Origin of the sequence: Pectinatus sottacetonis, from assembly GCF_015732155.1 — a bacterium.
Classification (GTDB): domain Bacteria; phylum Bacillota; class Negativicutes; order Selenomonadales; family Selenomonadaceae; genus Pectinatus; species Pectinatus sottacetonis.
Genome location: NZ_WIQK01000002.1, coordinates 1 through 24,822, shown reverse-complemented (window position 1 = coordinate 24,822; position 24,822 = coordinate 1). Strand labels below are relative to the sequence as shown.

At 33.6% G+C, this 24,822-nt stretch carries 24 protein-coding genes; 17 read left to right on the top strand and 7 right to left on the bottom strand.

Translation table 11 applies throughout. The features are described 5' to 3' along the window. The first annotated feature begins 107 nt into the window (after positions 1-107). Together purD and I6760_RS12455 are read left to right on the top strand one after the other, a co-directional pair. Positions 108-1,382: a phosphoribosylamine--glycine ligase gene (gene purD, locus I6760_RS12460; RefSeq protein WP_196594907.1), complete on the top strand. Its 1,275-nt coding sequence runs from the start codon at positions 108-110 to the stop codon at positions 1,380-1,382. A 239-nt stretch (positions 1,383-1,621) separates the two neighbouring features. Beyond that, positions 1,622-2,695 (top strand): DUF6765 family protein, encoded by a 1,074-nt coding sequence (locus tag I6760_RS12455; protein WP_196594906.1) that lies wholly within the window; start codon positions 1,622-1,624, stop codon positions 2,693-2,695. 21 nt (positions 2,696-2,716) lie between these two features. On the opposite strand, the gene I6760_RS12450 is transcribed toward I6760_RS12455, so the two are convergent. After that, positions 2,717-3,694: a YeiH family protein gene (locus tag I6760_RS12450; protein ID WP_196594905.1), complete on the bottom strand. Its 978-nt coding sequence runs from the start codon at positions 3,692-3,694 to the stop codon at positions 2,717-2,719. Between the two features lie 285 nt (positions 3,695-3,979). Between I6760_RS12450 and I6760_RS12445 the strand changes: the two genes are divergently transcribed. Then, positions 3,980-4,180, top strand: coding sequence for a hypothetical protein (locus tag I6760_RS12445; RefSeq protein WP_196594904.1), 201 nt, complete (start codon positions 3,980-3,982; stop codon positions 4,178-4,180). A gap of 231 nt (positions 4,181-4,411) precedes the next feature. On the opposite strand, the gene I6760_RS12440 is transcribed toward I6760_RS12445, so the two are convergent. Next, positions 4,412-5,284, bottom strand: a complete 873-nt coding sequence (locus I6760_RS12440; RefSeq protein WP_196594903.1) for a LysR family transcriptional regulator — start codon at positions 5,282-5,284, stop codon at positions 4,412-4,414. Between the two features lie 374 nt (positions 5,285-5,658). Here I6760_RS12440 and infC point away from each other — a divergent pair, with 374 nt between their 5' ends. The 10 genes from infC to recG all read left to right on the top strand — a co-directional run bounded on the left by infC (position 5,659) and on the right by recG (position 16,161). Continuing rightward, positions 5,659-6,192, top strand: a complete 534-nt coding sequence (infC, locus tag I6760_RS12435; RefSeq protein WP_196594943.1) for a translation initiation factor IF-3 — start codon at positions 5,659-5,661, stop codon at positions 6,190-6,192. Between the two features lie 2 nt (positions 6,193-6,194). After that, positions 6,195-6,392, top strand: a complete 198-nt coding sequence (gene rpmI, locus I6760_RS12430; protein WP_196594902.1) for a 50S ribosomal protein L35 — start codon at positions 6,195-6,197, stop codon at positions 6,390-6,392. Between the two features lie 25 nt (positions 6,393-6,417). After that, positions 6,418-6,771, top strand: coding sequence for a 50S ribosomal protein L20 (gene rplT, locus I6760_RS12425; protein WP_196594901.1), 354 nt, complete (start codon positions 6,418-6,420; stop codon positions 6,769-6,771). A 104-nt stretch (positions 6,772-6,875) separates the two neighbouring features. Continuing rightward, a complete protein-coding gene (locus I6760_RS12420; RefSeq protein ID WP_196594900.1) occupies positions 6,876-8,114 on the top strand; it encodes an LL-diaminopimelate aminotransferase in 1,239 nt (412 codons plus the stop codon). Between the two features lie 368 nt (positions 8,115-8,482). Further along, positions 8,483-8,935, top strand: coding sequence for a Fur family transcriptional regulator (locus I6760_RS12415; protein ID WP_196594899.1), 453 nt, complete (start codon positions 8,483-8,485; stop codon positions 8,933-8,935). Further along, complete coding sequence (gene hemZ, locus I6760_RS12410; RefSeq protein WP_196594898.1) at positions 8,917-10,413, top strand: coproporphyrinogen dehydrogenase HemZ; 1,497 nt, start codon at positions 8,917-8,919, stop codon at positions 10,411-10,413. The genes I6760_RS12415 and hemZ overlap by 19 nt, the downstream gene beginning before the upstream one ends. Before the next feature lie 12 nt (positions 10,414-10,425). Then, complete coding sequence (gene hisS, locus I6760_RS12405) at positions 10,426-11,691, top strand: histidine--tRNA ligase (RefSeq protein ID WP_196594897.1); 1,266 nt, start codon at positions 10,426-10,428, stop codon at positions 11,689-11,691. Positions 11,692-11,693: 2 nt separating this feature from the next. Further along, positions 11,694-13,493: an aspartate--tRNA ligase gene (aspS, locus tag I6760_RS12400; RefSeq protein WP_196594896.1), complete on the top strand. Its 1,800-nt coding sequence runs from the start codon at positions 11,694-11,696 to the stop codon at positions 13,491-13,493. 150 nt (positions 13,494-13,643) lie between these two features. After that, positions 13,644-14,039, top strand: coding sequence for a tRNA (N6-threonylcarbamoyladenosine(37)-N6)-methyltransferase TrmO (gene tsaA, locus I6760_RS12395; RefSeq protein ID WP_196594895.1), 396 nt, complete (start codon positions 13,644-13,646; stop codon positions 14,037-14,039). A 19-nt stretch (positions 14,040-14,058) separates the two neighbouring features. Then, complete coding sequence (gene recG, locus I6760_RS12390) at positions 14,059-16,161, top strand: ATP-dependent DNA helicase RecG (protein ID WP_330997993.1); 2,103 nt, start codon at positions 14,059-14,061, stop codon at positions 16,159-16,161. 207 nt (positions 16,162-16,368) lie between these two features. Here the strand turns inward: recG and I6760_RS12385 are convergent, their stop codons facing one another. Further along, positions 16,369-17,364: a tyrosine-type recombinase/integrase gene (locus tag I6760_RS12385; protein ID WP_231036586.1), complete on the bottom strand. Its 996-nt coding sequence runs from the start codon at positions 17,362-17,364 to the stop codon at positions 16,369-16,371. 660 nt (positions 17,365-18,024) lie between these two features. Between I6760_RS12385 and I6760_RS12380 the strand changes: the two genes are divergently transcribed. Beyond that, positions 18,025-19,428 (top strand): aminopeptidase, encoded by a 1,404-nt coding sequence (locus tag I6760_RS12380; RefSeq protein WP_196594894.1) that lies wholly within the window; start codon positions 18,025-18,027, stop codon positions 19,426-19,428. 160 nt (positions 19,429-19,588) lie between these two features. On the opposite strand, the gene I6760_RS12375 is transcribed toward I6760_RS12380, so the two are convergent. Continuing rightward, complete coding sequence (locus tag I6760_RS12375; protein ID WP_196594689.1) at positions 19,589-20,302, bottom strand: thiamine diphosphokinase; 714 nt, start codon at positions 20,300-20,302, stop codon at positions 19,589-19,591. 124 nt (positions 20,303-20,426) lie between these two features. On the opposite strand from I6760_RS12375, the gene I6760_RS12370 reads away from it, so the two are divergent. From I6760_RS12370 to hfq, 3 genes are read left to right on the top strand one after another with little or no spacing between them, the layout of a single operon-like run. Next, positions 20,427-21,101 (top strand): metal-dependent hydrolase, encoded by a 675-nt coding sequence (locus tag I6760_RS12370; RefSeq protein WP_196594688.1) that lies wholly within the window; start codon positions 20,427-20,429, stop codon positions 21,099-21,101. Next, positions 21,101-22,072, top strand: a complete 972-nt coding sequence (miaA, locus tag I6760_RS12365; protein ID WP_196594687.1) for a tRNA (adenosine(37)-N6)-dimethylallyltransferase MiaA — start codon at positions 21,101-21,103, stop codon at positions 22,070-22,072. Before I6760_RS12370 ends, miaA begins: the two co-directional genes overlap by 1 nt. A gap of 60 nt (positions 22,073-22,132) precedes the next feature. Next, positions 22,133-22,381 (top strand): RNA chaperone Hfq, encoded by a 249-nt coding sequence (gene hfq / locus I6760_RS12360; RefSeq protein WP_196594891.1) that lies wholly within the window; start codon positions 22,133-22,135, stop codon positions 22,379-22,381. A 54-nt stretch (positions 22,382-22,435) separates the two neighbouring features. Here the strand turns inward: hfq and plsY are convergent, their stop codons facing one another. From plsY to I6760_RS12345, 3 genes are all read right to left on the bottom strand, one after another. After that, positions 22,436-23,047: a glycerol-3-phosphate 1-O-acyltransferase PlsY gene (gene plsY, locus I6760_RS12355; RefSeq protein WP_196594686.1), complete on the bottom strand. Its 612-nt coding sequence runs from the start codon at positions 23,045-23,047 to the stop codon at positions 22,436-22,438. Then, the gene (gene der / locus I6760_RS12350; RefSeq protein WP_196594685.1) at positions 23,047-24,369 is read right to left on the bottom strand and encodes a ribosome biogenesis GTPase Der; all 1,323 of its coding nucleotides are present in this window, start codon (positions 24,367-24,369) and stop codon (positions 23,047-23,049) included. The genes plsY and der overlap by 1 nt, the downstream gene beginning before the upstream one ends. A gap of 18 nt (positions 24,370-24,387) precedes the next feature. After that, on the bottom strand, positions 24,388-24,822 hold a 435-nt coding region (locus tag I6760_RS12345; RefSeq protein ID WP_196594893.1), incomplete at its 5' end, for a DUF512 domain-containing protein.

Below are 24,822 nucleotides of genomic sequence, written 5' to 3'. Positions count from 1 at the left end.
GTCTATGTTTAAAAAACAGCACGAATAATAGAAGTGAGGATCTGTATTTTTATGAAGGTAATGTAATCATGTGACAGCTCCTTTTAATAATACAGGAGGAAAAAATATTGGATATAATTGTAATTGGCTCAGGTGGCCGTGAACATACTTTAGTATGGAAACTGGCACAAAGCAGTATTGTGAATAAAATATATGCTGTTCCGGGTAATCCTGGCATGAAAAATATTGCTGAATGTGTTACTGATATTGATATAGAAAATAATGATGTTATTGTAGCTTTTGCCAAAAAGAAAAATATTGATATGGTAGTAATTGGACCAGAAGTTCCCTTGATAAATGGGATTGTTGATGATTTAGAAAATGCCGGAATTGCAGCATTTGGTCCGAGTAGAGAAGCTGCACAGCTTGAAGGATCAAAGACTTTTTCCAAAAATATTATGAAAAAATATAATATCCCTACAGCAAAATATGAAACATTTACTGATGCGGACAGTGCTAAGGAATATATAAAAAAAGAAGGCATCCCTATTGTTGTAAAAGCTGACGGATTAGCCGCTGGTAAAGGAGTAATAGTAGCAGATACAATGCAGCAGGCCTTGGATGCTGTAGATGAAATCATGTGTGATAAGGCATTTGGTGATGCCGGAAATTCAATTGTGATAGAAGAATGTCTCATCGGAGAAGAAGCATCTGTTTTAGCTTTTACAGATGGAGATACTATAATACCTATGATTTCTTCGCAGGATCATAAAAGAGCTTTAGATGGTGATGAAGGTCCTAATACTGGTGGGATGGGAACTTATGCTCCAGCACCTGTAGTAACTGACAGTGTTATGGATTTTGTTCAGACAAAAATATTAGAACCAATAATAGCAGCAATGAAAACTGAAGGGAAAAAATATAAAGGCTGTTTATATGCTGGGCTGATGATAACACCAACCGGACCTAAAGTTATAGAATTCAATGCCCGATTTGGAGATCCAGAAACACAGGTAGTTATTCCACTGTTGCAAAGCGATTTAGCAGAAATAATGCTCTCTTGTATCAAAGGGACCCTAAAAGGGAAAAAAATAAACTGGAGTAACAAGGCAGCAGTTTGTGTAGTCTTGGCATCCGGAGGCTATCCGCATAAATATAAAAAGGGAATTACCATAAAAGGTTTAGACAAAGTCGCTGCTGATAAAACACTGGTCTTTCATGCTGGTACAAAGGAAATGGAAGGGGAAATTGTTACTAACGGTGGTAGAGTCCTAGGAGTCGTTTCTATAGGAAATGATATAAAAGAAGCTATAGCAAATGCCTATAAAGATATAAAAACGATAAGCTTTACTGACATGTATTATCGTAAAGATATTGGACAAAAAGCATTAAAATATCTTTAATATATATTAAAGATATTTTTGTAAATGAATTTATAATTCATGTTGTACTATTAGTCATAATTATGGTACTGCTGCGGGTAAATATTTCATTTGACTCCAAAGACGGCATTAATACTATTGCGTGACAGTATCGAAACAGTTAATTCCTATAAATATTGTGATAATAATATATTTGGTATGTGTTTTGGTAAATGACTAAAACATGCTAAGAATTTATTATCTTAACACAGGAGTTTAAAATGGATATTGATTTTCATTTTGCAGTGATTTATATTTTATCCCGATGGGCTGGTTTTACTGGAAAGGAAGCTAAAATTATTGCTACTAGTTCACAATTGGTTGATGATAATGTAAATCATAATATTTCCAGTGTAAATAAATCATATGAATTATGTGATTTTGGCATAAGACGTTTTTCTGGTCACCGTAACTGGGAAAATTTATCGGAAACGGGAAACAAAAACGTGTGGATTCCTTTTCATTTTTTACCCGGACTGGAAGGAAAAACTATGGCAGAAAAGTTGATATGCAAGAAAGACAGCATTCTTTCTAATGAATTAATTCAAAAAATATATCAAAGACTTGCAAAAACTAATCTTTGCCGGATAGGTATTATTCTGCATGTATATGCTGACACATGGGCACATCAAGAATTTTCAGGTATAACTAGCTGTCTCAACGTCGTTACTGATATAAATATAATAAATGCAGATAACAAACTAAGCGAAAATTGGAAAAGCAACACGGCTGATTTTTTTACTAATTTAAAACCATTGGGGCATGCCAGTGCCATACATTGGCCAGATCGCCCCTATGCATATTGGCAGAGCCACCAAAAATTTTTCTATGGAAGAAAAAACTGGCAAGAATTCCAAGAAGCAATAGCGGAAATTTATAAGGCTTTATCATTATATAACAGACAGAAAAGTTATTCGCTGGAATATGATAAAATGAATAAATTATCATATTGCCTGCAAACCATTAAAGATAAAAATTGTTATATACGCAATAATAAATGGTTAAAATTAATTAACAACAATTATTTTGCATTTGAAAAATTTTCTCTGGTAGACAGAACTTTAAACTACGATAAAAATTTTATCATAAATAATAAAGAATATAAAATAGATTTCTATTCAGCTATTCAGGAACATTATCAATGGGTTAAGAACAGGTTAGATGACTTTGATATAGATATAAATGGTATTCCAGAGACATTTATAGATCTGTTTAGTAAATGGCAGTATTATTTTGCAGATTTAAAATTGAACGCTTTTTATACAAAAAATATCCGTATTCCCTTGGTAGATTAATATAGGAATACGGATATTTTATTAAAATAAACCCATTATATGCTGTACAAAGAGAGAAACAACTGCAACTGCAAACCAACAGCAAAGTCCTAAGAATATTGGACGAATCCCATTTTTTATCAGTGACCGCAGATTAGTATTAAGACCGATGGCACTCATGGCTAAAATTATGCAGAATTTACCAGTAGATCCTAAAATATGTGAAATATGAATAGGTAGGATACCAGTTGTGTTAACGATAGAGGCAACTACAAACCACAATATAAACCAAGGAAAAATCTTATAAATATTAAAATTACCATTTTTACTTTGCTGACGTGCTGTCAGAACTGCAAAAAATATACATGCGGGGACTATCATAAGTGCACGAGTTAATTTTACTATTGTAGCATAACTGCCAGCCGCATTACTATACGAATATCCAGCGGCAACAACCGAAGAAGTGTCATTGATTGCTGTACCCGCCCACATGCCAAATCCGGTATTGGACATTCCCATCACATGGCCCAGAAACGGAAATAGGAAAACAGCAATTATATTAAATAAAAATATTGTAGATATTGAAAAAGCAATATCCTTATCCTTGGCTCCTATTACAGGAGCTATGGCAGCAATTGCTGAACCACCGCAGATAGCAGTACCTGCACCGATCAATGTTGTTGTATCGCGTGCTAAACCAAGCCATCTTCCCACAATCCATGCTACTAAAAATGCTGTCAGCAGTGTAAATATCATTACGCAAAAAGAATGTGATCCTATAGCCAGAACACTAAAAAGATTCATTTCGAAACCTAAAAGTATTATTGAATACTGCAGGATTTTTTTCCCCGTGAAAATTATTCCTTGTTCAAAACTTACTGGGCGTTTTATACCAGCAGCAGCTATTCCCAATAGAATACCAAAAACTGGTCCGCCAATAATAGGAAAAAATTTTCCTAAAAAATATGCCGGAACCGCAAAAATAAGCGAAAATAAAATTCCTTTAATATTATTTTGCATTAAAAGATCACTCCTTTTTATTTATGGAATTTATTGTACCAAGGATATTATCATATGTAAAATTATATAATTTTATATATTTGATAGGTATATACTTATTATATAAAATTTGATAATTTACATTATTTATATTTATTTGCTAATAGTATAAAAAAAATATATACATTATAATTTTTTTTTATATATTTCTAATAAATATTTATATTTATTGTTTTTTTTGCAGGAGATAATATTCTTTTAACGAAATTATAGTTATATGAAAAAATTAAAGGGAAGTGCATTATAATGAAACATGTTTTTAAAACAGAAAAACCATTTTGTCTTAATTTGCAAAAAAATGTGAATGTAGTTCGTTATTATCAGCAGGTGAATCCAAGAAGAACTGTTTGTTATAAACAAGAATGTGAGCATAGATTTGACTGCAAGGAATGTACTAACTGTATTCATGCCTTTCATGCTATTGGTTCAGAATTTCTGCAGGGATAAAAATAATATATGTAATAATCGGTAAATTCTAAAAATAATCTATAATTAGAAAGAGTATTTTACAAGAACTGTGATGGTAGTATATATTTCATTAAAGAAGTAGTTATTATAGTACAAAACTATATATGGTATGGATAAAAAACTGGCTTATTGTCATAATAAGTCAGTTTTTTCAACAAAAGAACAGCAGAATAAAAAACATTCTGCTGTTCTTTTGTTGAAAAATACAAATTATTTTAAAGTATCCTGACAAAACTCTATAAAAGACTGAGCAGCTTTTGATATATATCTATCTTTTTTCCAGGCTAATCCTACATCGACAAAAATGGGATTTTCAAAAGGTAGTACCTTTATATCAGGAGTATCTTTTACAACAAAATCAAGGAGAAAAGCCATACCTACATTACTGGCGACTAACCCCTTGATTGTTTCTATTTGGTTTGATTCCAATACAACATTGGCTTTTATATTTTCAGCCGCCATTTTTTTCATCAGCAGATTTCTCAAATATGAACCATCTTTTAACATTATCACATTTTGATTTTCAATATCACTTATGGAAATTGATTTTTTTTCTGCTAAAGGATGGTTGAGCGGTAGACAAGCTACAGATTGATTTTTTGACATTAGGAGCAGTTCCAGACTGGAAGATGCTCCTGATATAATAACAATACCAAAATCAAGTTCATCACGTTCAATTTGTTCTCGTATGGTCATGGAACCTTCTTCATAAAGATAAATATCCAAATGAGAGTATCTTTGCTGGAAACTAGAAAAAATTTTAGGAAAAAGGAAAGCTCCTATCATTGAAGGTATCCCTATTTTTATGGTACCTTTTTGTAATTTTTTATAATCATTTACTTCTAATACAGCATCTTGGATATTACGCAGTGCCAAATCAATTCTGTTTAAAAAAACAACACCTTCTGGTGTCAATGATAATTGTTTCTGACTGCGATCAAATAACTGAATACCTAGTTCTGCTTCCAGTTTTTTTATGGCAACTGTTATATTAGGCTGAGAAACACGTAGCCGTTTAGCTGCTCTGGTAATATTTTTTAACCTGCTTGTCATTTGAAAATATTCTAACTGCTTGAGCTCCATTATAATCCTCCCAAATTTTCATAAGCAAAACATTATATGAATTTATGATATTTATTATGTACATTTATATCATTTATTATAGCATAATTTTATATATAAAAACTATACTAAATTTAAAATATAAATGAATTATTTTATAAATTATCTGATATTATAAAATAATTCATTATAATATTTTTTTATCATTTTGCGGATAATTATTAATAAACATTTGACAATAGTAATTATATATGATATATTATTAACGTTATTTAACAAGCAGGAGCCACCGCTTCTCACCTGATGACTTTTAGTCAGCCGGGTTTATACTTTAAAAAAAAATGGGTGGCTGTGTGCTGCCCATTTTTGTATATACATTTATTTTAGAGAGGTGAATTTTTATTAGTAAAGAATCTTTAAGAATCAATGGAGAAATCCGTGTCAGAGAAGTACGCGTAACGGATGCCAATGGAAACCAGCTGGGGATAATGCCTACACGGGAAGCTTTATCCCGCGCCGAAGAAGTACATTTGGATTTGGTAGAAGTTGCCCCGAAAGCAAAACCACCAGTTTGCCGGATCATGGATTTTGGTAAATATCGTTATGAACAGCAAAAAAGAGAAAAAGAAGCACGCAAAAAACAAAAAGTTATAACGATAAAAGAAGTTAAGCTACGGCCTAATATCGAGCAGCATGATTTTGATGTAAAGGCAAAAAATGCTTTACGTTTCATTAATGATGGAAATAAAGTAAAAGTTACTATCATGTTTCGCGGTAGAGAATTATCACACCCAGAATTGGGACGTGTTTTACTGCTTAAGGTTGCTGATAATCTTTCCGAGTATGTGACTGTAGAACGCACACCAAAACTTGAAGGAAGAAACATGATAATGATTTTAGCACCAAAACAGATTAAGGGAGGAAAATAATAATGCCAAAAATGAAAACCCGCCGTGCAGCGGCTAAACGCTTTACAATAACCGGGACAGGCGAATATAAACGTAATAAATCTTTTAAAAGTCATATTCTGGAAAAAAAGTCACCTAAACGCAAACGTAATCTCAGAAAAGCAGCTATTGCTACATCTGCCGATCATAAGCGTGTTCGTAGAATGCTTCCATACGCTTAATAAAAACATCAGGGGGAAAAAATAAATGCCAAGAGTTAAGACAGGCGTTACAGCACATGCACGTCATAAAAAAATATTAAAATTAGCTAAGGGCTATAAGGGTTCTAAAAGTAAACAATTTAAAAAAGCTAATGAAACAGTAATGAAGGCATTATATTATGCCAGAAGAGATCGTCGCGCCAAAAAAGGTAATTTCCGTAAATTATGGATTGCCCGCATTAACGCCGCTGCGCGTATTAATGGAATGTCTTACAGCCGTTTGGTTTATGGACTTACCAAAGCCGGTGTTGAAGTAAATCGCAAAATGCTGGCAGACTTAGCAATTAATGATGCTACCGCATTTACTAAATTAGTTGCTGTGGCAAAAGAAAATCAGTAATAATAAAAGTGAGTTTAAAGCTGTACATAATAGTTAGAATTATGCACAGCTTTTTTTGTAAAAAATAAGTATTGTTAAAGTTTATAAATTTATGGAGGCAGTGTATGACACTAGTTAACGAAAATTATTTAAAACTGCCGGGCAGTTATTTATTTGCAGAAATAGCTCATCGGGTAAAGGCTTTTAAGGAAGAAAATCCACAGGCTGAAGTTATCAGTCTAGGAATAGGCGATGTAACTCAGCCGCTTGCTCCTACAGTCATCAGTGCATTACATAAAGCTGTCGATGAAATGGCAGATTCAACAACATTTCGTGGTTACGGACCTGAACAAGGATATGATTTTTTGCGTGAAGCTATTGTAAATACAATTTACAAACCATGTACAGCAGCTGTTAGTCCTGATGAAATTTTTGTAAGTGATGGAGCTAAAAGTGATTGTGGTAATATCCAGGAAATATTTGGTGTTGATAATATTATTGCAATAACGGATCCAGTTTATCCAGTTTATCTTGATACCAATGTTATGGCTGGACGAACAGGTTCTTATGATAAGGATGCTGGGATTTTTAGAAATGTAGTGTATATGCCCTGCATAGCAAAAAATAATTTTGTACCAGCAATACCTGATAAGCATGTTGATATGATATATATATGCTGTCCTAATAATCCCACAGGAACAACATTATCAAAACAGCAGCTTACCAAATGGGTACAATATGCACAGGAAAATAATGCCATAATATTATATGATGCTGCATATGCATATTATATTATGGAAGAAAATGTACCAAGAACAATTTATGAAATTGAAGGAGCTGAAAAAGTTGCTATAGAATTCAGGTCCTTTTCTAAAACAGCTGGTTTTACAGGAATGCGCTGTGGCTATACAGTAGTCCCCAAAACGGTTGCTGGCTATACTAAAGCCGGAGTAAAGCAAGCTCTTAATCCCTTATGGAATCGTCGGCATACAACTAAGTTCAATGGAACAGCATATATTATTCAGCGTGCAGCTGAAGCAGTCTTGACCGATCAAGGACAAAAAGAAATAAAAAAAACCATTAATTATTATATGAATAATGCCCGTATAATAAGAGAAGGTCTTTCACAGGCCGGTATAGAGTATTTTGGGGGTATAAATGCACCCTACATTTGGCTAAAAACACCAAACAATATGAAATCATGGGAATTCTTTGATAAATTACTGAGGCAGGCACATATTGTAGGTACACCGGGATCTGGCTTTGGCCCGGCTGGTGAAGGTTATTTTCGTCTTACGGCCTTTGGTGATACTAAAAATACGATAAAGGCTGTTGAACGTATAAAAACAAAATTGAAAATTTAACAGAATATGATAGATTTTTCTAGTATTTATAGTGATACTGCTATGATACGGTCATAGAACAATGAATATTTTAACCAAATACTATCAACCGGAACAACCGATGAATTATATTACAACAATCCCGTTTTTACTCGATATTGGTAAAGAGACTGTTAAAGACTTCTATTTAGTTAATAACAGTCTCTTTTAATTTATTTGTAAGATAATTTTTTCTACATATTGGTATGTAAATAATCAACATATTAAAAATACTTCCTAAATATATTACGAAGTATTAAAAATACTTTGTAATATATATCTATTTTTGGTAAAATATTTAGTTGATAGTAATATTATAGTAAATTGCTGTGGGAAAGGGGATTACGGGCATGGATAAAAAAATTACCATTGACGATTTAACAAAAAAATTAAAGGGCCCTCATCATAAAATTACGCCACAGAGAAAAATAGTCTTACAGGTTTTTATAGAAAATCCAGGTGAACATTTAAGTGCAGAAGATGTTCATTATATACTACGCGATAAAAGATATGATATTGGGCTGGCTACTGTTTATCGCAGTTTAGAACTTTTATCGGAGCTTACTATTTTACAAAAAATTGATTTTGGGGATGGCTGCAGGCGTTATGAACTCAATACAGCTAATCCTAATGCTCATCAGCATCATCATCTTATATGCTTGAAATGCGGCAAGGTATCTGAATTTGCAGATGATTTACTGGATGATTTGGAAATGGATATAATGAAAAAAAGTAAATTTAAAATAATTGACCACCAAGTAACTTTTTATGGATATTGCAGCGAATGTCAAAAACAGAAATAAAAAAAATAATCGTAAACAGTAAAAAAGAAGTAATACATAAGATAGTAAGGGAAATATTGGTATTGTTTCAAATAAATACAGCTGATGAAATTGTCGATATATATGATTTCGACAGTCTTGAGATTTCCAATAGCATCGTTGATGGCAGTTGTCTTAGTGTAACAACCAGTATTTTGCTGAAAAATGATAAATTAAGTAAAAATATGGAAAAAACTTCTTTGGCGGACATAGATGAAAATCCACGTGCCGCAGTTAACAGACTTATAAAATGGAATTTATATTATTTATTTACCGAAGTATTTGGCAAAACAACTGCACCATGGGGGATTTTGCACGGAGTTCGTCCCACAAAAATAGTTCATAGATATATTGAACGTGGCTTGCACAAGTCCGAAATCATAAGAAAACTTATTGACAATTATGCTGTTGTAAGGGAAAAAGCTTTATTACTGGCAGATATTGCTTATAGGCAACTACCAATAATGGCTACAACAGACCAAAGTACTATAAGTATATACATTGGTATACCTTTTTGTTTATCAAGATGTCTGTATTGTTCTTTTCCCTCTAATATATTGCCTGATAATAATACCTTGAAAATTTTTATGGACACACTTTATCAGGAAATAGTATCAATAAAAAAAATTATAGAACAATATAAATTAAAGGTGCAGGCTATTTATATCGGAGGCGGGACACCCACCAGTCTGCCAGAAGAAGAATTTTACAACTTACTTTGTGCTGTAAACAACTTAAAAACAAGGGAAACAATTGAATTCACTGTTGAAGCAGGAAGACCTGACTCTATTACTGCTGCCAAAATTACCGCCATGGAACAGTTTAAAGTTACCCGAATTAGTGTCAATCCTCAAACTATGCAGGAAAAAACATTACAAGTTATTGGCCGCAAGCATACACCTGCTGATATAATAACTGTATATAATAAGATCAGGGCAGTGAGCAGGGCTAAAATAAATATGGACTTAATTTTAGGATTACCAGGCGAGTCAGTCGAAGATGTACGTGATACATTAAATAAGGTTACTGCATTGAATCCAGATGATATAACAGTCCATGCTTTAGCAATAAAAAAGGGATCTTATTTAAAACTTCATCAATCAGATATCAATTTACCAAGTGATCCGGTAGTGTGTCAAATGGCTGAAATTACTCAGCTAATACTGCAAAAAAATTCTTATATCCCATATTATTTATATAGACAAGGCTATATGAGCGGACAATTGGAAAACATTGGTTACTGCAAAAAAGACGCTGCCAGTATTTATAACATACAAATAATGAGTGAGCGACAGACTATTTTGGGGATAGGCGGCAATGCATCAACAAAAATAGTTGCACCATCAGGAACATATTTAAAAACTTTATTTAATCCTAAAGACTTAAAAACTTATTTGGAAAATGCAGATAAATATATTAGAAAGCGTGCTTCTTTAATGGAAGAAGTGTACGGAAAATAAGGGGAGATATTTATGCTTACAAGTGTTCCACGCGGGACAAAGGATATTTTGCCGAATACTGTGCACGAGTGGCTGTATTTGGAAAATAAAATAAGACAGCTTTGCGCTGTATATGGATTTGAAGAAATCCGCACACCTGTGTTTGAACACACAGAATTATTTTTGCGGGGTATAGGTGAAACAACAGATGTCGTGGAAAAAGAAATGTATACTTTTTCTGACAGAAGCGGGCGCAGTATTACTCTGCGGCCGGAGAACACAGCTTCAGTAGTCAGAGCATATTTGCAGAATAAATTATATGCGGATGGCAATATAACAAAACTTTTTTATATCGGATCAATGTTTCGCTATGATAAACCACAGGCAGGACGCTACCGCGAATTCCACCAGTTCGGCGTAGAAGCTTTAGGAGAACAAAATCCTATGGTTGATGCCGAAGTAATAAGCTTGGCAGCTGACCTTTTAACCGAACTTGGATTAAAAGATATACTATTGAAGATAAATTCTGTTGGTTGTCCTAAATGTAGGCCTGTTTACAGAGAAAAATTGCAGGCATTTTTCCGCAATAAACTTGATCAATTATGTAAAGATTGCCAATCAAGATTTGATCGTAATCCTCTGAGAATTTTAGACTGTAAAAATCCTCACTGCAAAGAAATAGCTGCCGATGCACCTAAAATTACAGACTGTTTATGTGATGAATGTGCAGAACATTTTTCTCAACTGCAGAAATATTTAACGACAGTTGGTATAAAATTTATTCTTGATCCACAGCTGGTACGCGGTCTGGATTATTATACCAAAACGGCTTTTGAATTTAAATACACTCCATTAGGTGCTCAGAGTGCTGTACTAGGTGGCGGCCGTTATGACGGGCTGGTTGAAGAATGTGGCGGTAATCCGACACCAGCAGTAGGTTTTGCTACAGGATTAGAACGGCTTCTTTTGGCATTGGAAACACAAAAGTTACTGCCAGCTAAAGAAAATAATTGCGACATATTTTTTGTGGCTCTAGGAGAAAAATCGCGACAAACGACTTTTAAATGGCTGCAGCAACTGCGTCGGCAAAAGGTAACTGCTTTAATGGATTATTCCGACCACAGTATGAAATCACAAATGAAGCATGCTAATAAAACTAAGGCAAAATATGCGGTTATTTTAGGTGATGATGAGCTGAATAAAAAAGTTGCTATAGTACGTAATATGCTGGATAGCCAACAAATGGAAATACCATTTGATACTTTGATAGAAAAGTTAATTTTTGAGGTGAATAAATAATAATGGAAACATTAGAAGGAATGTCTCGTACACATCACTGCGGAAAAATCAGTGAAAAAAATGTAGGAGAAGAAGTTGTAGTTTGCGGTTGGGTATCACGCCGACGCGATCATGGCGGTCTTATTTTCGTTGACCTGCGTGATCGTTCCGGGCTGGTGCAGACAGTATTTGCAGAAGATAAAATGGGGAAAACTGCTTTTCCAAAGGCAGAATCACTTCGTTCTGAATTTGTTATTGCTGTTCGCGGTAAGGTATCACTTCGTTCGGAAGATACTATTAATCCGCATATGGCAACAGGTAAATTTGAAATATACTGTGAAGAACTGCGTGTTTTAAATAAATCGAAAACACCACCATTTTATATCCAGGATAATATTAATGTAGATGAAACCCTACGGTTGAAATATCGTTATCTTGATTTACGCCGCCCAGAAATGCAAAAAAACATTATATTAAGACATCGTGTTACTAAAATTATGCGTGATTATTTTGACAGAAATGATTTTCTGGAAATAGAAACACCAATGCTCACCAAAAGCACACCAGAAGGTGCCCGCGACTTTTTAGTTCCCAGCCGATTGAATCCCGGGGAATTTTACGCTTTGCCGCAGTCCCCGCAGATTTTTAAGCAGATATTGATGCTGGCAGGCTATGAAAAGTATTTTCAGATCGTCCGTTGTTTTCGTGATGAAGATTTACGTGCGGATCGTCAGCCTGAATTTACTCAGCTTGATATTGAAATGTCCTTTGTCGATCAGGAATATATTCTAAACCTAATGGAAAAAATGATTATTGAGCTGTTTGATAAGTCTATTAATGCTAAAATATCCGGGCCATTTTTACGCATGACCTGGCAGGATGCTATGGATAGGTTTGGCTCTGACAAACCTGATCTGCGTTTCGGTATGGAGTTAATGGATATTTCCGATTATATGCGTGGCTCTGAATTCAAAGTATTTGAATCTGTATTGCAAAATGGCGGACAGGTAAAAGTTATAAAAGTAGATGGTTATGCGAATATCCCTCGCCGCGAACTGGACGGTTTGGTAGAATATGTTAAAAATTATGGTGCTAAAGGTTTAGCGTGGATACAATATACGGAAAAAGAAATAAAATCACCGTTTAAGAAATTTTATTCCGAAGAAACTTTTCTTAAAATAAAAGAAGCAGTACATGCTGAAACAGGTGACTTATTATTAGTTGTTGCTGATAAACCACTTGTTGTTGCACAGTCCCTGGGAGAATTGCGATTGGAGATGGGACGCAGGAGAAATCTGATTGATCCGGATAAACTATCCTTTTTATGGGTAATTGATTTTCCAATGTTTGAATATGATGAAGAAGGTAAACGCTGGAAAGCTATGCATCATCCATTCACAGCTCCTTGTGAAGAAGATATACAGTATCTTAAAAGTGATCCTGGCCGTGTTAAGGCAAAAGCATATGATATGGTATTGAATGGTACTGAAATTGGCGGCGGTAGTTTACGTATTTATAATAGTGAACTCCAGGAACAAGTTTTTGAAGCTATTGGTTTAACCCCAGAACAAGCCCGTTTGAAATTCGGTTTCATGCTTGATGCATTTAAATATGGTACACCACCACATGGCGGATTGGCATTTGGACTTGACCGTTTGGTTATGATTATGGCCAAACGTGATTCAATTCGTGACGTAATTGCTTTTCCTAAAACGCAAAGTGCGGCTTGCCTAATGTCAGAGGCACCTTCTGAAGTTGATGCTAAACAATTACGAGATCTGGCAATAAGAACTACTGTTGCTGCAAAAAAAAATAAAGAATAATTATGAGGTTGCCGCACGAGTAACATTGACTTTATAAAAATGCATCCTTGCTTTCCAAGATAGGCGGCGAGTGAGAAAATATGCATGTTTGTAAATGAAATGTCTTGACGTGTCGCAGCCTTTTTTACTAAAAGTATAGGAGTGAATAATATGGATATAGCAATAAAACCTATAGGTCTTATCAAATCAGATTTTAAAGTAACTACGGATATTCCGCGTCAGAGTATATATGGGAAAGATAAAAAAGCATGTGCTATTATAGACGAAGAGTACGCATTAGGGTTACAAGGGCTGCAGGCAGGACAATTTATTGAAATAGTTTTTTATTTCAATAAATCGGATAAAGCCCCATTACTTCAATATCCTTGTTGCGGAATAGAGAAAAAAGGTGTTTTTTCTATACGTTCGCCACATCGACCAAATCATATAGGTATTTCTAAGGTAAAAATATTGAAAATAGAAAAAAACATAGTATATTTTACCGGTGTTGATATGCTCAATGACACTCCAATTATTGATATAAAACCTTCTATAGCAGAAATTTAAAAGTTCCTTTATAGCTCACATGCTGTTTCATACAACACAGATTATAAGACAAGGGATTCAAATGGATATAGAAAAAAATATTCAGTATTTAAAAGGTGTCGGACCTAAAAAGGCATATGCCCTAGGCAGATTAGGTATAAAAAATATATATGACCTTATAACGTATTACCCAAAACGATATAATGATCAAAGTGAGATAGAAAATATCTCTTCCGTGAAAGCTGATGAAGTTGTTAATATTTCAGGTCGTATTTTAAATATACAAGAACGTGCTTCACGGCAGGGCATGAAAATAACTACAGCAATATTGGCTGATGATACAGGCTCTATACAACTGGTTTGGTTTAATCAGCCCTTTGTAAAAAAAACTATAAAAATAAATGAACACTTATTTGTTCAAGGCAAAATTGGTTATGCTTATGGTGGATATGGACAGCTTGCCGTTAAACAAGTGATTTCATATTTTTCCCTGGATACAGCGGGGAAAAAAAGAAATAAATTTCTGCCAGTTTATTTGCTGCCGGAAATCATAAAGCCAAAATTTTTTCGTGAATTAATACAGCGCGTTTTAGAAAAAATAGATAATATTCCATGTGCCTTGGCAGAACCACTAAGAAAAAAAAATCAGCTGCTAGCAAAAGAAGACGCACTTAGAGCAATTCATTTTCCGGCCAGCCGTAATCAATTGGCTACAGCGCGTAAAATGCTTATATTTGAAGAGTTGTTTATGATTCAATGTGGGCTTATATATATACGTAGACTCAACGATAAAAATAAGCACAGTATTCGCTGCCTGGGCAATAATAAACTTGTGCGGCAGCTTCAACAGAAATTACCATTTCAACTTACTAATGATCAATCCAGAGCATGGAAAGAAATCTGTCATGATATGGAGTCTGCTATCCCCATGCAACGCCTTTTACAGGGAGATGTAGGTTCCGGTAAAACAGTTATTGCTATGTTAGCATTAGTAAAAGCTGTAGAAAATGGCTACCAGGGAACATTGATGGCCCCGACAGAAATTCTTGCCAGGCAACACTTTAATATTTTTTGTACAATATTGCAAAATTTGAATATAAAAACAGGTATTCTCGTTGGCAGTTTACCAGCAAAAGCGCACAAAAATGCTTTGGAAAAAATTGCTAATGGGCAGTGGCAAATCGTTATTGGAACCCACGCATTAATTCAAGATAAGGTAAAGTTTTTTAATCTTGGACTCGTAGTTACTGATGAACAACACCGTTTTGGTATTGCCCAAAGGGCTAATTTAGAAACAAAAGCAAAATGTACACCTGATGTTTTGATAATGACTGCTACTCCTATTCCGCGTACGATGACACTAACAGTCTATGGAGATCTTGATGTTTCGTCGTTAAAACATCTGCCTCCTGGTAGGAAACCCGTCCGGACTTTTTTACGTACTAGGACAGCACGTCCTAAAATATATAAGTTTCTCCATGATAAAATAGATGAGGGTCGGCAGGCATATGTTGTTTGCCCGCTTATCGAGTTATCAGACGATATTAATGCCATTTCAGCAGAGGCCGTATTTAAAGAACTTTCTTCAGGTATATTTAAAGATGTAAACTGTGCTCTTTTGCATGGTAAATTACCATCGAGAGAAAAAGAAAAAATTATGCAAGATTTTCTTGATAACAAAATACAATTGCTTATTGCTACTACTGTAATAGAAGTAGGAATAAATGTACCTAATGCATCTATAATGGTAATAGAAGGAGCAGACAGATTTGGCTTGGCACAACTGCATCAATTGCGCGGTCGTATTGGCCGGGGCCAATACAGATCATATTGTATATTGTTGTCTGATAATAAAAATGATAAATCACGGCAAAGGTTATCCTTAATGGAAAAAATAAGTGACGGATTTCAGCTTGCAGAAGAAGACTTATTATTAAGAGGACCAGGACAATTTTTTGGTTCTATGCAGCACGGACTGCCTGATTTAAAGATCGCCAATGTCTTAAGTGATGCTGCGATACTGCTTGATGCTAGAAAAGCAGCAGAAGAATGGTGCAATAATAAAAGTAATGATATGAATTCTATTATACAAACAATCAAACTTCAATATAAAAACAATTTTTTTAAGATTACAGATGTTTAACGAATGAATTTTCAGAATTATTTCTTTCACACACTTTTTTATATATGTATAAATCATATTTCATAAAAATTATTATTTATTATACCACATATATTATACTATAAAATATTAACGCAGTATATTTGCTATAAAATATTAAATATTATTTAGTAAATATACTGCGTTAATAAATTGAATTACATGCTTACTAATATATATACATGTTTGTTATTTGTTATTCAAATTAATGTCAGATGTATACCGATTATCCATTTGGCTGAAAACATGAGCATATTTACTGGTGATATTGACATCACTATGTCGTAGCACTTGTTTAACAACCTGCAGATCCTTTGTTTTACTATAAAGTAAGGTACCACATGTATGACGCAGCATATGACAACTTATACCTGCTTTTTTAAATCCAGCCAGAGAGAGCCATTTATCAATGTTACGCCGAATATTGCGTCTATCCATGCGCCCACCTTTATTTCTATTGCTCAAAGATGTAAATATTGGTTCTCCTAGTTTATCATATTTATTTTTGTCTACATAGCGCTGCTGTATATATTTATACAAATATTTCAATACATCATCACGTGGATAAATAAAATCATTATGTCCTTTGCCATGGATATAAATAGTTTTTATTTTCCAATCAATATCAGTGGTGGACATACGATAAACCTCTATTGTACGCAGTCCCTCTAGTGCCATAAGCATGACTATGGTTTTGTCACGTACGGCATCCTCATTATCGTCAGGAATTTTCGCCAATAAATACTTAAGCTGCTCCAATTTTAAAAATTTTAAGGGTGAAATATCATTAGGTTCATAAGCTTTTATGCCTATGTCTTTAGCAGGATTATCTGAAATAAGTTTTAATTTCAATGCTGCATTATAAAACTGTTTAACTGCATTGAGCTTACTTTTTATGCTGCTTTTTTTCATTTTTAACCTTATGAGCATGTCACGATAATATGTAAATTCATATTCAGTTATCCGCAGTGGATGTCTCTTGTTATAACGGCACCATTCCAAATAATTATCTATGGAAGAATAATAATTGCGTAATGTATCTTCTGATGGTTTACCATGAGATAAATACCGTTCTAAAAGTTTCTTATAATTAAGCACAAAGGTAGTATCGTTTATTTCATGTTCAGGTATATAATCTGGGATAGCCATAAAAGCTTCTGGAATAGCAGTTGGTGTTTTTTTCATTATTAAAATATCCTTATATAATATATTCATATTCTAAGTCCTACTTCATAAAAAATAGGACTTAGAATATGAATATATTGTAACAAATTTTTTTATAAAAGAAAAGTATATTAATAAATACTATTTTTTCTATTAACTATCTTTGTTTTAAGCAATTTTATTTATTCTTTGATATATTGAATAACGTAAACATATAAAACGCCTTATATCGATAATAACGAATTTTTATGTTAATTAGTATTAATTGATATAAACAATAGCAGTTATTTAAAAGTAAAATATATTAAATTATTAATAAATAAAACTAATATTAATAATAAATAAATACGAAAAATCTACTTTTAATATATTAAACTAATAAGAAATATCGTTAAATAATTGTTATAAAAAAATAAATAATATTTTTTATTTATTGGAGAATATAATGTCGTTTTTTTATAGAGTTTAATATGTTAATATAATTATATACTATATTTATATTAGCGTATAAATGCATAGCAAAATAGAAGGTATTAGATTATGAATATATTAACCTTTATCAATTGCTATATATGTTTATGAATAGTATAATAAATCTTGTGAATGAGTTGCTATTTCTATATTGACAACACAATTTATTATATATTAGGATTATATCTATTAAAAACAGGAGTGATATATATGGCTAAAGAAAAAAGTAAAAAAGATGATAAAAAGTCAGTTTGGGAAAAATACACCAAAAAAGAAAAAGGAGATTTACAAATTCTTTGCGATAATTATCGCAAATTTTTAACTGTCGGGAAAACCGAACGTAGATGTGTAGAAGAAATAATCCGCCAAGCAGAAGAAAGTGGTTATAAAAATATACAGACAATAATTGATAGTAAGGGTAGTATCCATACTGGAGATAAAGTTTATGCTATATGCATGAAAAAATCAGTTGTTATGTTTAATATTGGCAGTGAACCATTAGAAAGTGGTATGTCCATATTAGGGGCACATATTGACAGTCCACGACTTGACATAAAACAAAATCCACTTTATGAAGATGGTGGGCTAGCATATATGGATACCCATTATTATGGAGGCATTAAAAAATATCAATGGGTAACGATTCCTCTAGCTATCCATGGTGTAGTTGTAAAAAAGGATGGTAAAATAATAGATATTACCATAGGTGAAAAAGAAACTGATCCTGTTTTCTGTGTAACTGATTTATTGATCCATCTCGCCCAGGATCAAATGAAGAAGACTGCCAGTGATGCTGTTTCCGGTGAGTCATTGGATCTACTAGTCGGTTCTCTACCTTTAAAAGGTGAAGAAAAAGAAGCTGTGAAGGAAAATGTGCTTAAATTATTAAAATCGACCTATGATATTGAAGAAGATGATCTATTATCAGCCGAATTAGAAATCGTACCAGCCGGAGGAGCGAGAGAATTAGGTTTTGACCGCAGCATGATAATTTCTTATGGACAGGACGACAGAGTATGTGCATACACTTCTTTAGTCGCAATGTTGGAAACTAAGAATACTAAAAAAACTGCCTGCTGTTTGCTGGTAGATAAAGAAGAAATAGGCAGTGTTGGTGCTACGGGTATGCAATCAAAATTTTTCGAAAATGCTTTAGCTGAAGTAATGAATTTATTGGGTACATATAATGAATTGAATATGCGGCGTTGTCTGGCTAATTCTAAAATGCTTTCTTCTGATGTAACGTCAGGTTATGATGCCCTTTATGCTTCTTCCTTTGACAAAAAAAATGTAGCTTATCTTGGTAAAGGAATGGCTTTTAATAAATTTACTGGTTCACGGGGAAAATCTGGTTCTAATGATGCTAATGCAGAATATTTAGGTGAAATACGTGCTATGATGGATAAACATAATGTTAATATTCAATTTTCAGAACTCGGCCGTGTTGACTTAGGCGGTGGAGGAACTATTGCCTATATCATGGCTTTATACGGAATGCAGGTAATTGACAGTGGTGTCGCTGTTCTTAATATGCATGCACCGTGGGAAGTAACAAGTAAAATTGATGTGTATGAAACTAAGAAGGGTTATTGTGCTTTTTTAATAGAAGCATAATGAAATAACCAAAATTAAGGGGGCTGCCGCATATATTGCTTTTATAAATATGCAGGTATTCAGTAATTCATTTTGACGAGTACCGAATTCTTCTGACAAGATATCAAAAGAAACTGTTATTTATTTAATCATTTATTATATGCAGCGGTCTCTTGTTTATTCAATTGTTAGGCCAGTAAAAATATACACCTAGTATGCCTCGTCCTGTTTTTACTTTTATTTTATTGTCATTTTTTAGAACATTGCTTATTGCGTAAGGTGTTTTTTGTTTCAAAATAACTTTGTCTAAAGGCCATTTGACATTATTTATACTGACATCGTGACACTTCTCTTCTAAGGGTAGTAAAGAAATGCTTTCCGGTATTTTCTCACATTTTAAAACAGCTGATTCTGCTTTGAGGTAAATAAGTATTTCTTTATCATCAGCAGCGCAGATAACATTACTTTCGGTCAAAACTGCTGCTGCAGAAAAAATACTACTATATAAATGATCAAATCGACCGCCAAACATTCCGGTGATGATAATATCTGACTGTGGATATTTTTGATTTATTTGCTCAAGTGCCAACTGTGTATCAGTAAAATTTTTGGCAGAGGGATATTTATCTACAGGAATGCCTATAGATTCTGCCCATTGCCAATTTAAACTATCGACACTGTCACCATCACCTAATATATAATCAGGGATCAACCCTGCATCAATGCATATATCAAGACCGTGATCGGCACAATAGATAATCCTTTGATTAGCAGTTCTTTTAAGCCATGCGGTATCAGGGGTTCGACCACCTGTAATGAGTAAAATTTTTGTGGTTATTTCCCTATCCTTATGTAAAGTTACAGCCAGCTGGGGTAAAAATATTTTGTAAGACATAATATCGCCTCAAATAAATTAAATGTTTATTGATAATTATTATTAAATTAGCAGGACTTTTAAATTTTTTGTATAATTATATACTATTAGATATAGATATTTTGTGACAGAATGGAGGATTTTTATGATTAAATTTAATTTTTATGGACATTCTTGTTTTTCTTTAAATACAGGTAAAGAAATTATTCTAGTAGATCCCTTTTTCAAGGAAAATCCCTTGACAGATATAAAACCAAAGGAAATTTCCTGTGATTATATACTTGTCAGTCATGCCCATTTTGATCATTTAGGAGATGCTGAACTTATTGCTAAAAAAAATGGGGCTGTAATTGTAGCAATTCCTGAAGTCCTAGCTTTATGCAGTAGTATAAAGAAAGTACAACCGATGAATATTGGCGGATCATTAAGTTTTTCCTTTGGCTGGATCAGAATGACTATGGCAATTCATAGCAGTGGTGTTGCCGGAGGTCTTGCCTGTGGCTTCGTAATAAAATTTAAAAACGGGCCTACAGTTTATTATTCAGGTGATACTGCTCTTTTTTCCGACATGCAGATTATAGGTGCAAAAGAACGGATAGATTATGCTATTTTGCCTATTGGTGACAATTTCACGATGGGCAATGAAGACGCTGCTCGTGCAGTTCAGTTTTTAAAAGCGCATAATGTTATTCCTGTTCATTATAACACATGGCCGGTAATAAAACAGGACCCCAAAATTTTCAAGCAGACAGCAGAAAGTATTGCTGCTGTTAAAGTTCATATAGTAAAACCAGGTGAATCATTGGATTTAAGTAAATAATGACAAAAATCCTCAATTTATCAAATAACAGATACAAAGAAAAAGTTGTTATTATACTTGGCCCAACAGCAGTAGGAAAAACTGAATTAAGTTTAAAATTGGCACAAAATTTAAAGGCAGAAATAATTTCAGGTGATTCTATGCTGGTGTACAAAAATTTTAATATTGGAACAGCAAAACCAGTTCCAGAAGAACTTACACGTGTAAGACACCATTTAGTTAATATATTATCGCCGGAAGAATCGTTTGATGTGACTAAATTTTGTACTAGAGCCAAAATTATAATAACTGAATTAAATAAAAAAAATATTATTCCTGTGATTGCTGGCGGTACAGGTCTTTATATAAAATCACTAGTAGAAGGATATCAGTTTAATACAGCTCCAGAAGATCCTGAATATCGATCATATCTGGAAACTATAGCGAAAAAATATGGTCGAGAATATGTATTAAATTTATTAAAAAAAGTAGATCCTGAAACAGCACAGCGATTGCATATTAATAACTTTCGCAGAATAATACGTGCGCTGGAAGTATATAAATACAATAAAGATAAAATTTCCCATAAAAAATCATTCACCAATAATGAGTTATTGTATGATGCTGCAGTTATTGGCTTGAACCGCAACCGTGATAATCTATACGCGCGTATTAATGAACGCGTGGATTTAATGATAAAGGATGGTTGGGTAAATGAAGTGGCATCTTTACTGAAAGGCGGTGTACATCCTTCTTGTCATGCGATGCAGGCAATAGGCTATCGTCAGCTTACCACTTACTTAGAACATAAAATTACTTTGCCGGAAGCTATTGATGATATAAAAAAAGCTACACGGCATTTTGCTAAAAGACAGCTTACCTGGTATAAAAAAATGCCTTATATCAAATGGTTTGAAGTTGATAAAATCTCATCAGAACTATTATGGAAAAAAGTCTATGAATTTATAATAAAAAAATTTGAAGATAAATAGATTTTTATTAAAAATATAATATATATTAATTTTATCATATACAACAAAATCGAGGAGGAAATTTTTGTGAAGGCTATTAATCTGCAAGATGCTTTTTTAAATCAGGCACGTAAAGAAAATATAAGTGTTACCATTTATCTTGTAAATGGGTTTCAATTACGCGGTAATGTTACAGGGTTTGATAACTTCACGGTTATTTTAGACAGTAATGGAAAACAACAGCTGGTATATAAACATGCTATATCAACAATTACTCCAGCACATACTTTGACAATGGCCGCTGCGAGCGAGAAGAAAATTGTTGATTAATAATTAATTTAATAAAAAGGAGTATCGCCTTATAATCAGTGCGATACTCCTTTTTTATCGACCATGAAAATTTATTTTTGTTTCTGTTCCATTTATTAGCCGCTGAATATTTTCATGATGTCTGTAAACTACAAATGCAGCTGCTAAAATACCAAAAATAATATATTGCCATGATTTATCCCAATAATATGCTTGCAAGGGAACTGATACAGCGGCAACTATAGAGGCCAGAGAAACATAATGTGTAAACAGTACAATTATGAACCATAATATGAATACGCATAAAGCAGCTTTGGGCATGAGCATTGCTATAACGCCAAGTCCAGTTGCTACACCTTTTCCTCCTTTGAATAAAAGAAAAATGGAACAGGAATGCCCAATAATAGCCATGATACCACCCAGGATAAGCAAAAAAGGTGTTGGCTCGATCATGTTGTAATTACTTACAATGACAGCAGTCAGTACACCTAGTACACCCTTAAAAAAATCCAGCAAAAATATAGAAATTCCTGCTTTTTTTCCCAATGTCCTCCATGCATTAGTGGCACCTATATTATGGCTCCCATGTTGGCGCAAATCAGTGTGCCAGATTAATTTACCTATAATGAGTCCATTAGGAATGGCTCCAATAAAATATCCTATGATCAAAGTAGAAAGATAGCTCATTACTCTTCTTCCTTTCTCCCTTTCACTATCAAACGCAGAGGTGTACCCTCAAAGCCAAAACTTTCACGCAGTTTATTTTCAATAAAACGAACATAGGAAAAATGCATGAGTTCTGGATCATTGACAAAAATTATAAATTTAGGTGGATTTACATCAGCCTGCGTCATAAAAAATATCTTTAATTGTTTACCCTTATGTGATGGCGGAGGATTAACAGATAAAGCATCCATTATAAGCTGATTAAGGACACTTGTCTGAATACGCATATTTTGCTGTTCTGCTACATATTTTACAAGTTCTGGTATCCGATGTATTCTTTGGCGGGTAAGCGCAGAAATATATATAATGGGTGCATATTGTAAAAAACCAAGTCCATCACGAATATCTTCGGTAAAACGCAGTGGTGTTTTTGAATCTTTTTTTATTAAATCCCACTTATTGACAACAATTATGCAGCCTTTACCTGATTCGTGGGCATAGCCTGCTATTTTCTTATCCTGTTCAGTAACTCCTTCGGGTGCACTTATTACCATTAGTACTACATTGCTACGATCTACAGCCCTAAGGGCTCTTATAACACTATAGCGCTCTATAGGCTCATCGATTTTACCCTTACGGCGCATACCGGCAGTATCAATCAAAGTATATTTTATATCATCCTTGACAAAATGTGTATCTATAGCATCACGTGTAGTTCCTGGAATATTGCTTACGATAACTCGGTCTTCTCCTAACATAGCATTGACTAGTGATGATTTCCCTACATTAGGTCTTCCTATTACTGCTATGTGTATTTCATCCGGGTCTTCTTCTATAATTTCAATTTTACCAAAAGCTTCAGCTATACGGTCCAGTAGATCGCCAATATTCAAAGCATTAGATGCACCAATTGCCGTAGGTTCACCTAATCCTAAATTATAAAATTCGTAAATATCAAGAGCTTGTTTAGGAGTATCAATTTTATTTACTGCAAGAATTACAGGTTTCCGTGTATTGCGTAAAATTCGTGCTATTTCTTCGTCAGTATTAGTCATACCAGCACGTCCATCAGTCAAAAAAACTATAACATCAGCTTCCTCTATAGCTAATTGGGCTTGTATCCTAATAGAAGATAATATCGTGTCTTGTCCTTCAAGTTCTATACCACCAGTATCAATTATGGTGAACTTTTTATCAAGCCATTCTGCATCCATATAGATTCTGTCACGTGTAACCCCTGGAAAATCTTCAACTATAGAAACACGCTTTTTCCCTATTTGATTAAACAAGGTTGATTTACCGACATTAGGTCGGCCAACTATTGCAACTATGGGTTTACTCAAGTTCTATGCACCTACCTTTTATTTTGTATAAGCAGCATTACTCTGCCATGTATAAATATCTTTTTTAACGATGCTTTTAGTATTATGCCATTTTGTCAATAATTCATATAATGTTTTGGCATCTGCAGCCACTTTTATTTCGTGGGGATACTTTTTTTGTAGTTCTTCCAATGAATAATCATCTAAAAAAATATTTTCTCCTGTGCGCAAAGCTGATGAAGGTAAAATTACCCCATCACAAGAATTTTCCTGTTTCTGCAAAGCAGTTAAAATATCCTGCCCGGTAAGTAATCCAGTTACTGTAACAGCAGGACCAAAAAAATTATTTATTATTGCTAAGGTATTAATATATAAATTATCTATTTTGAAACTGTTGAGCAATGGTGATAATACTTTTTCAGCTGATTTACCGCAGACTATAGTCAGATGTAATTGGTCCTTATAATATTTTTT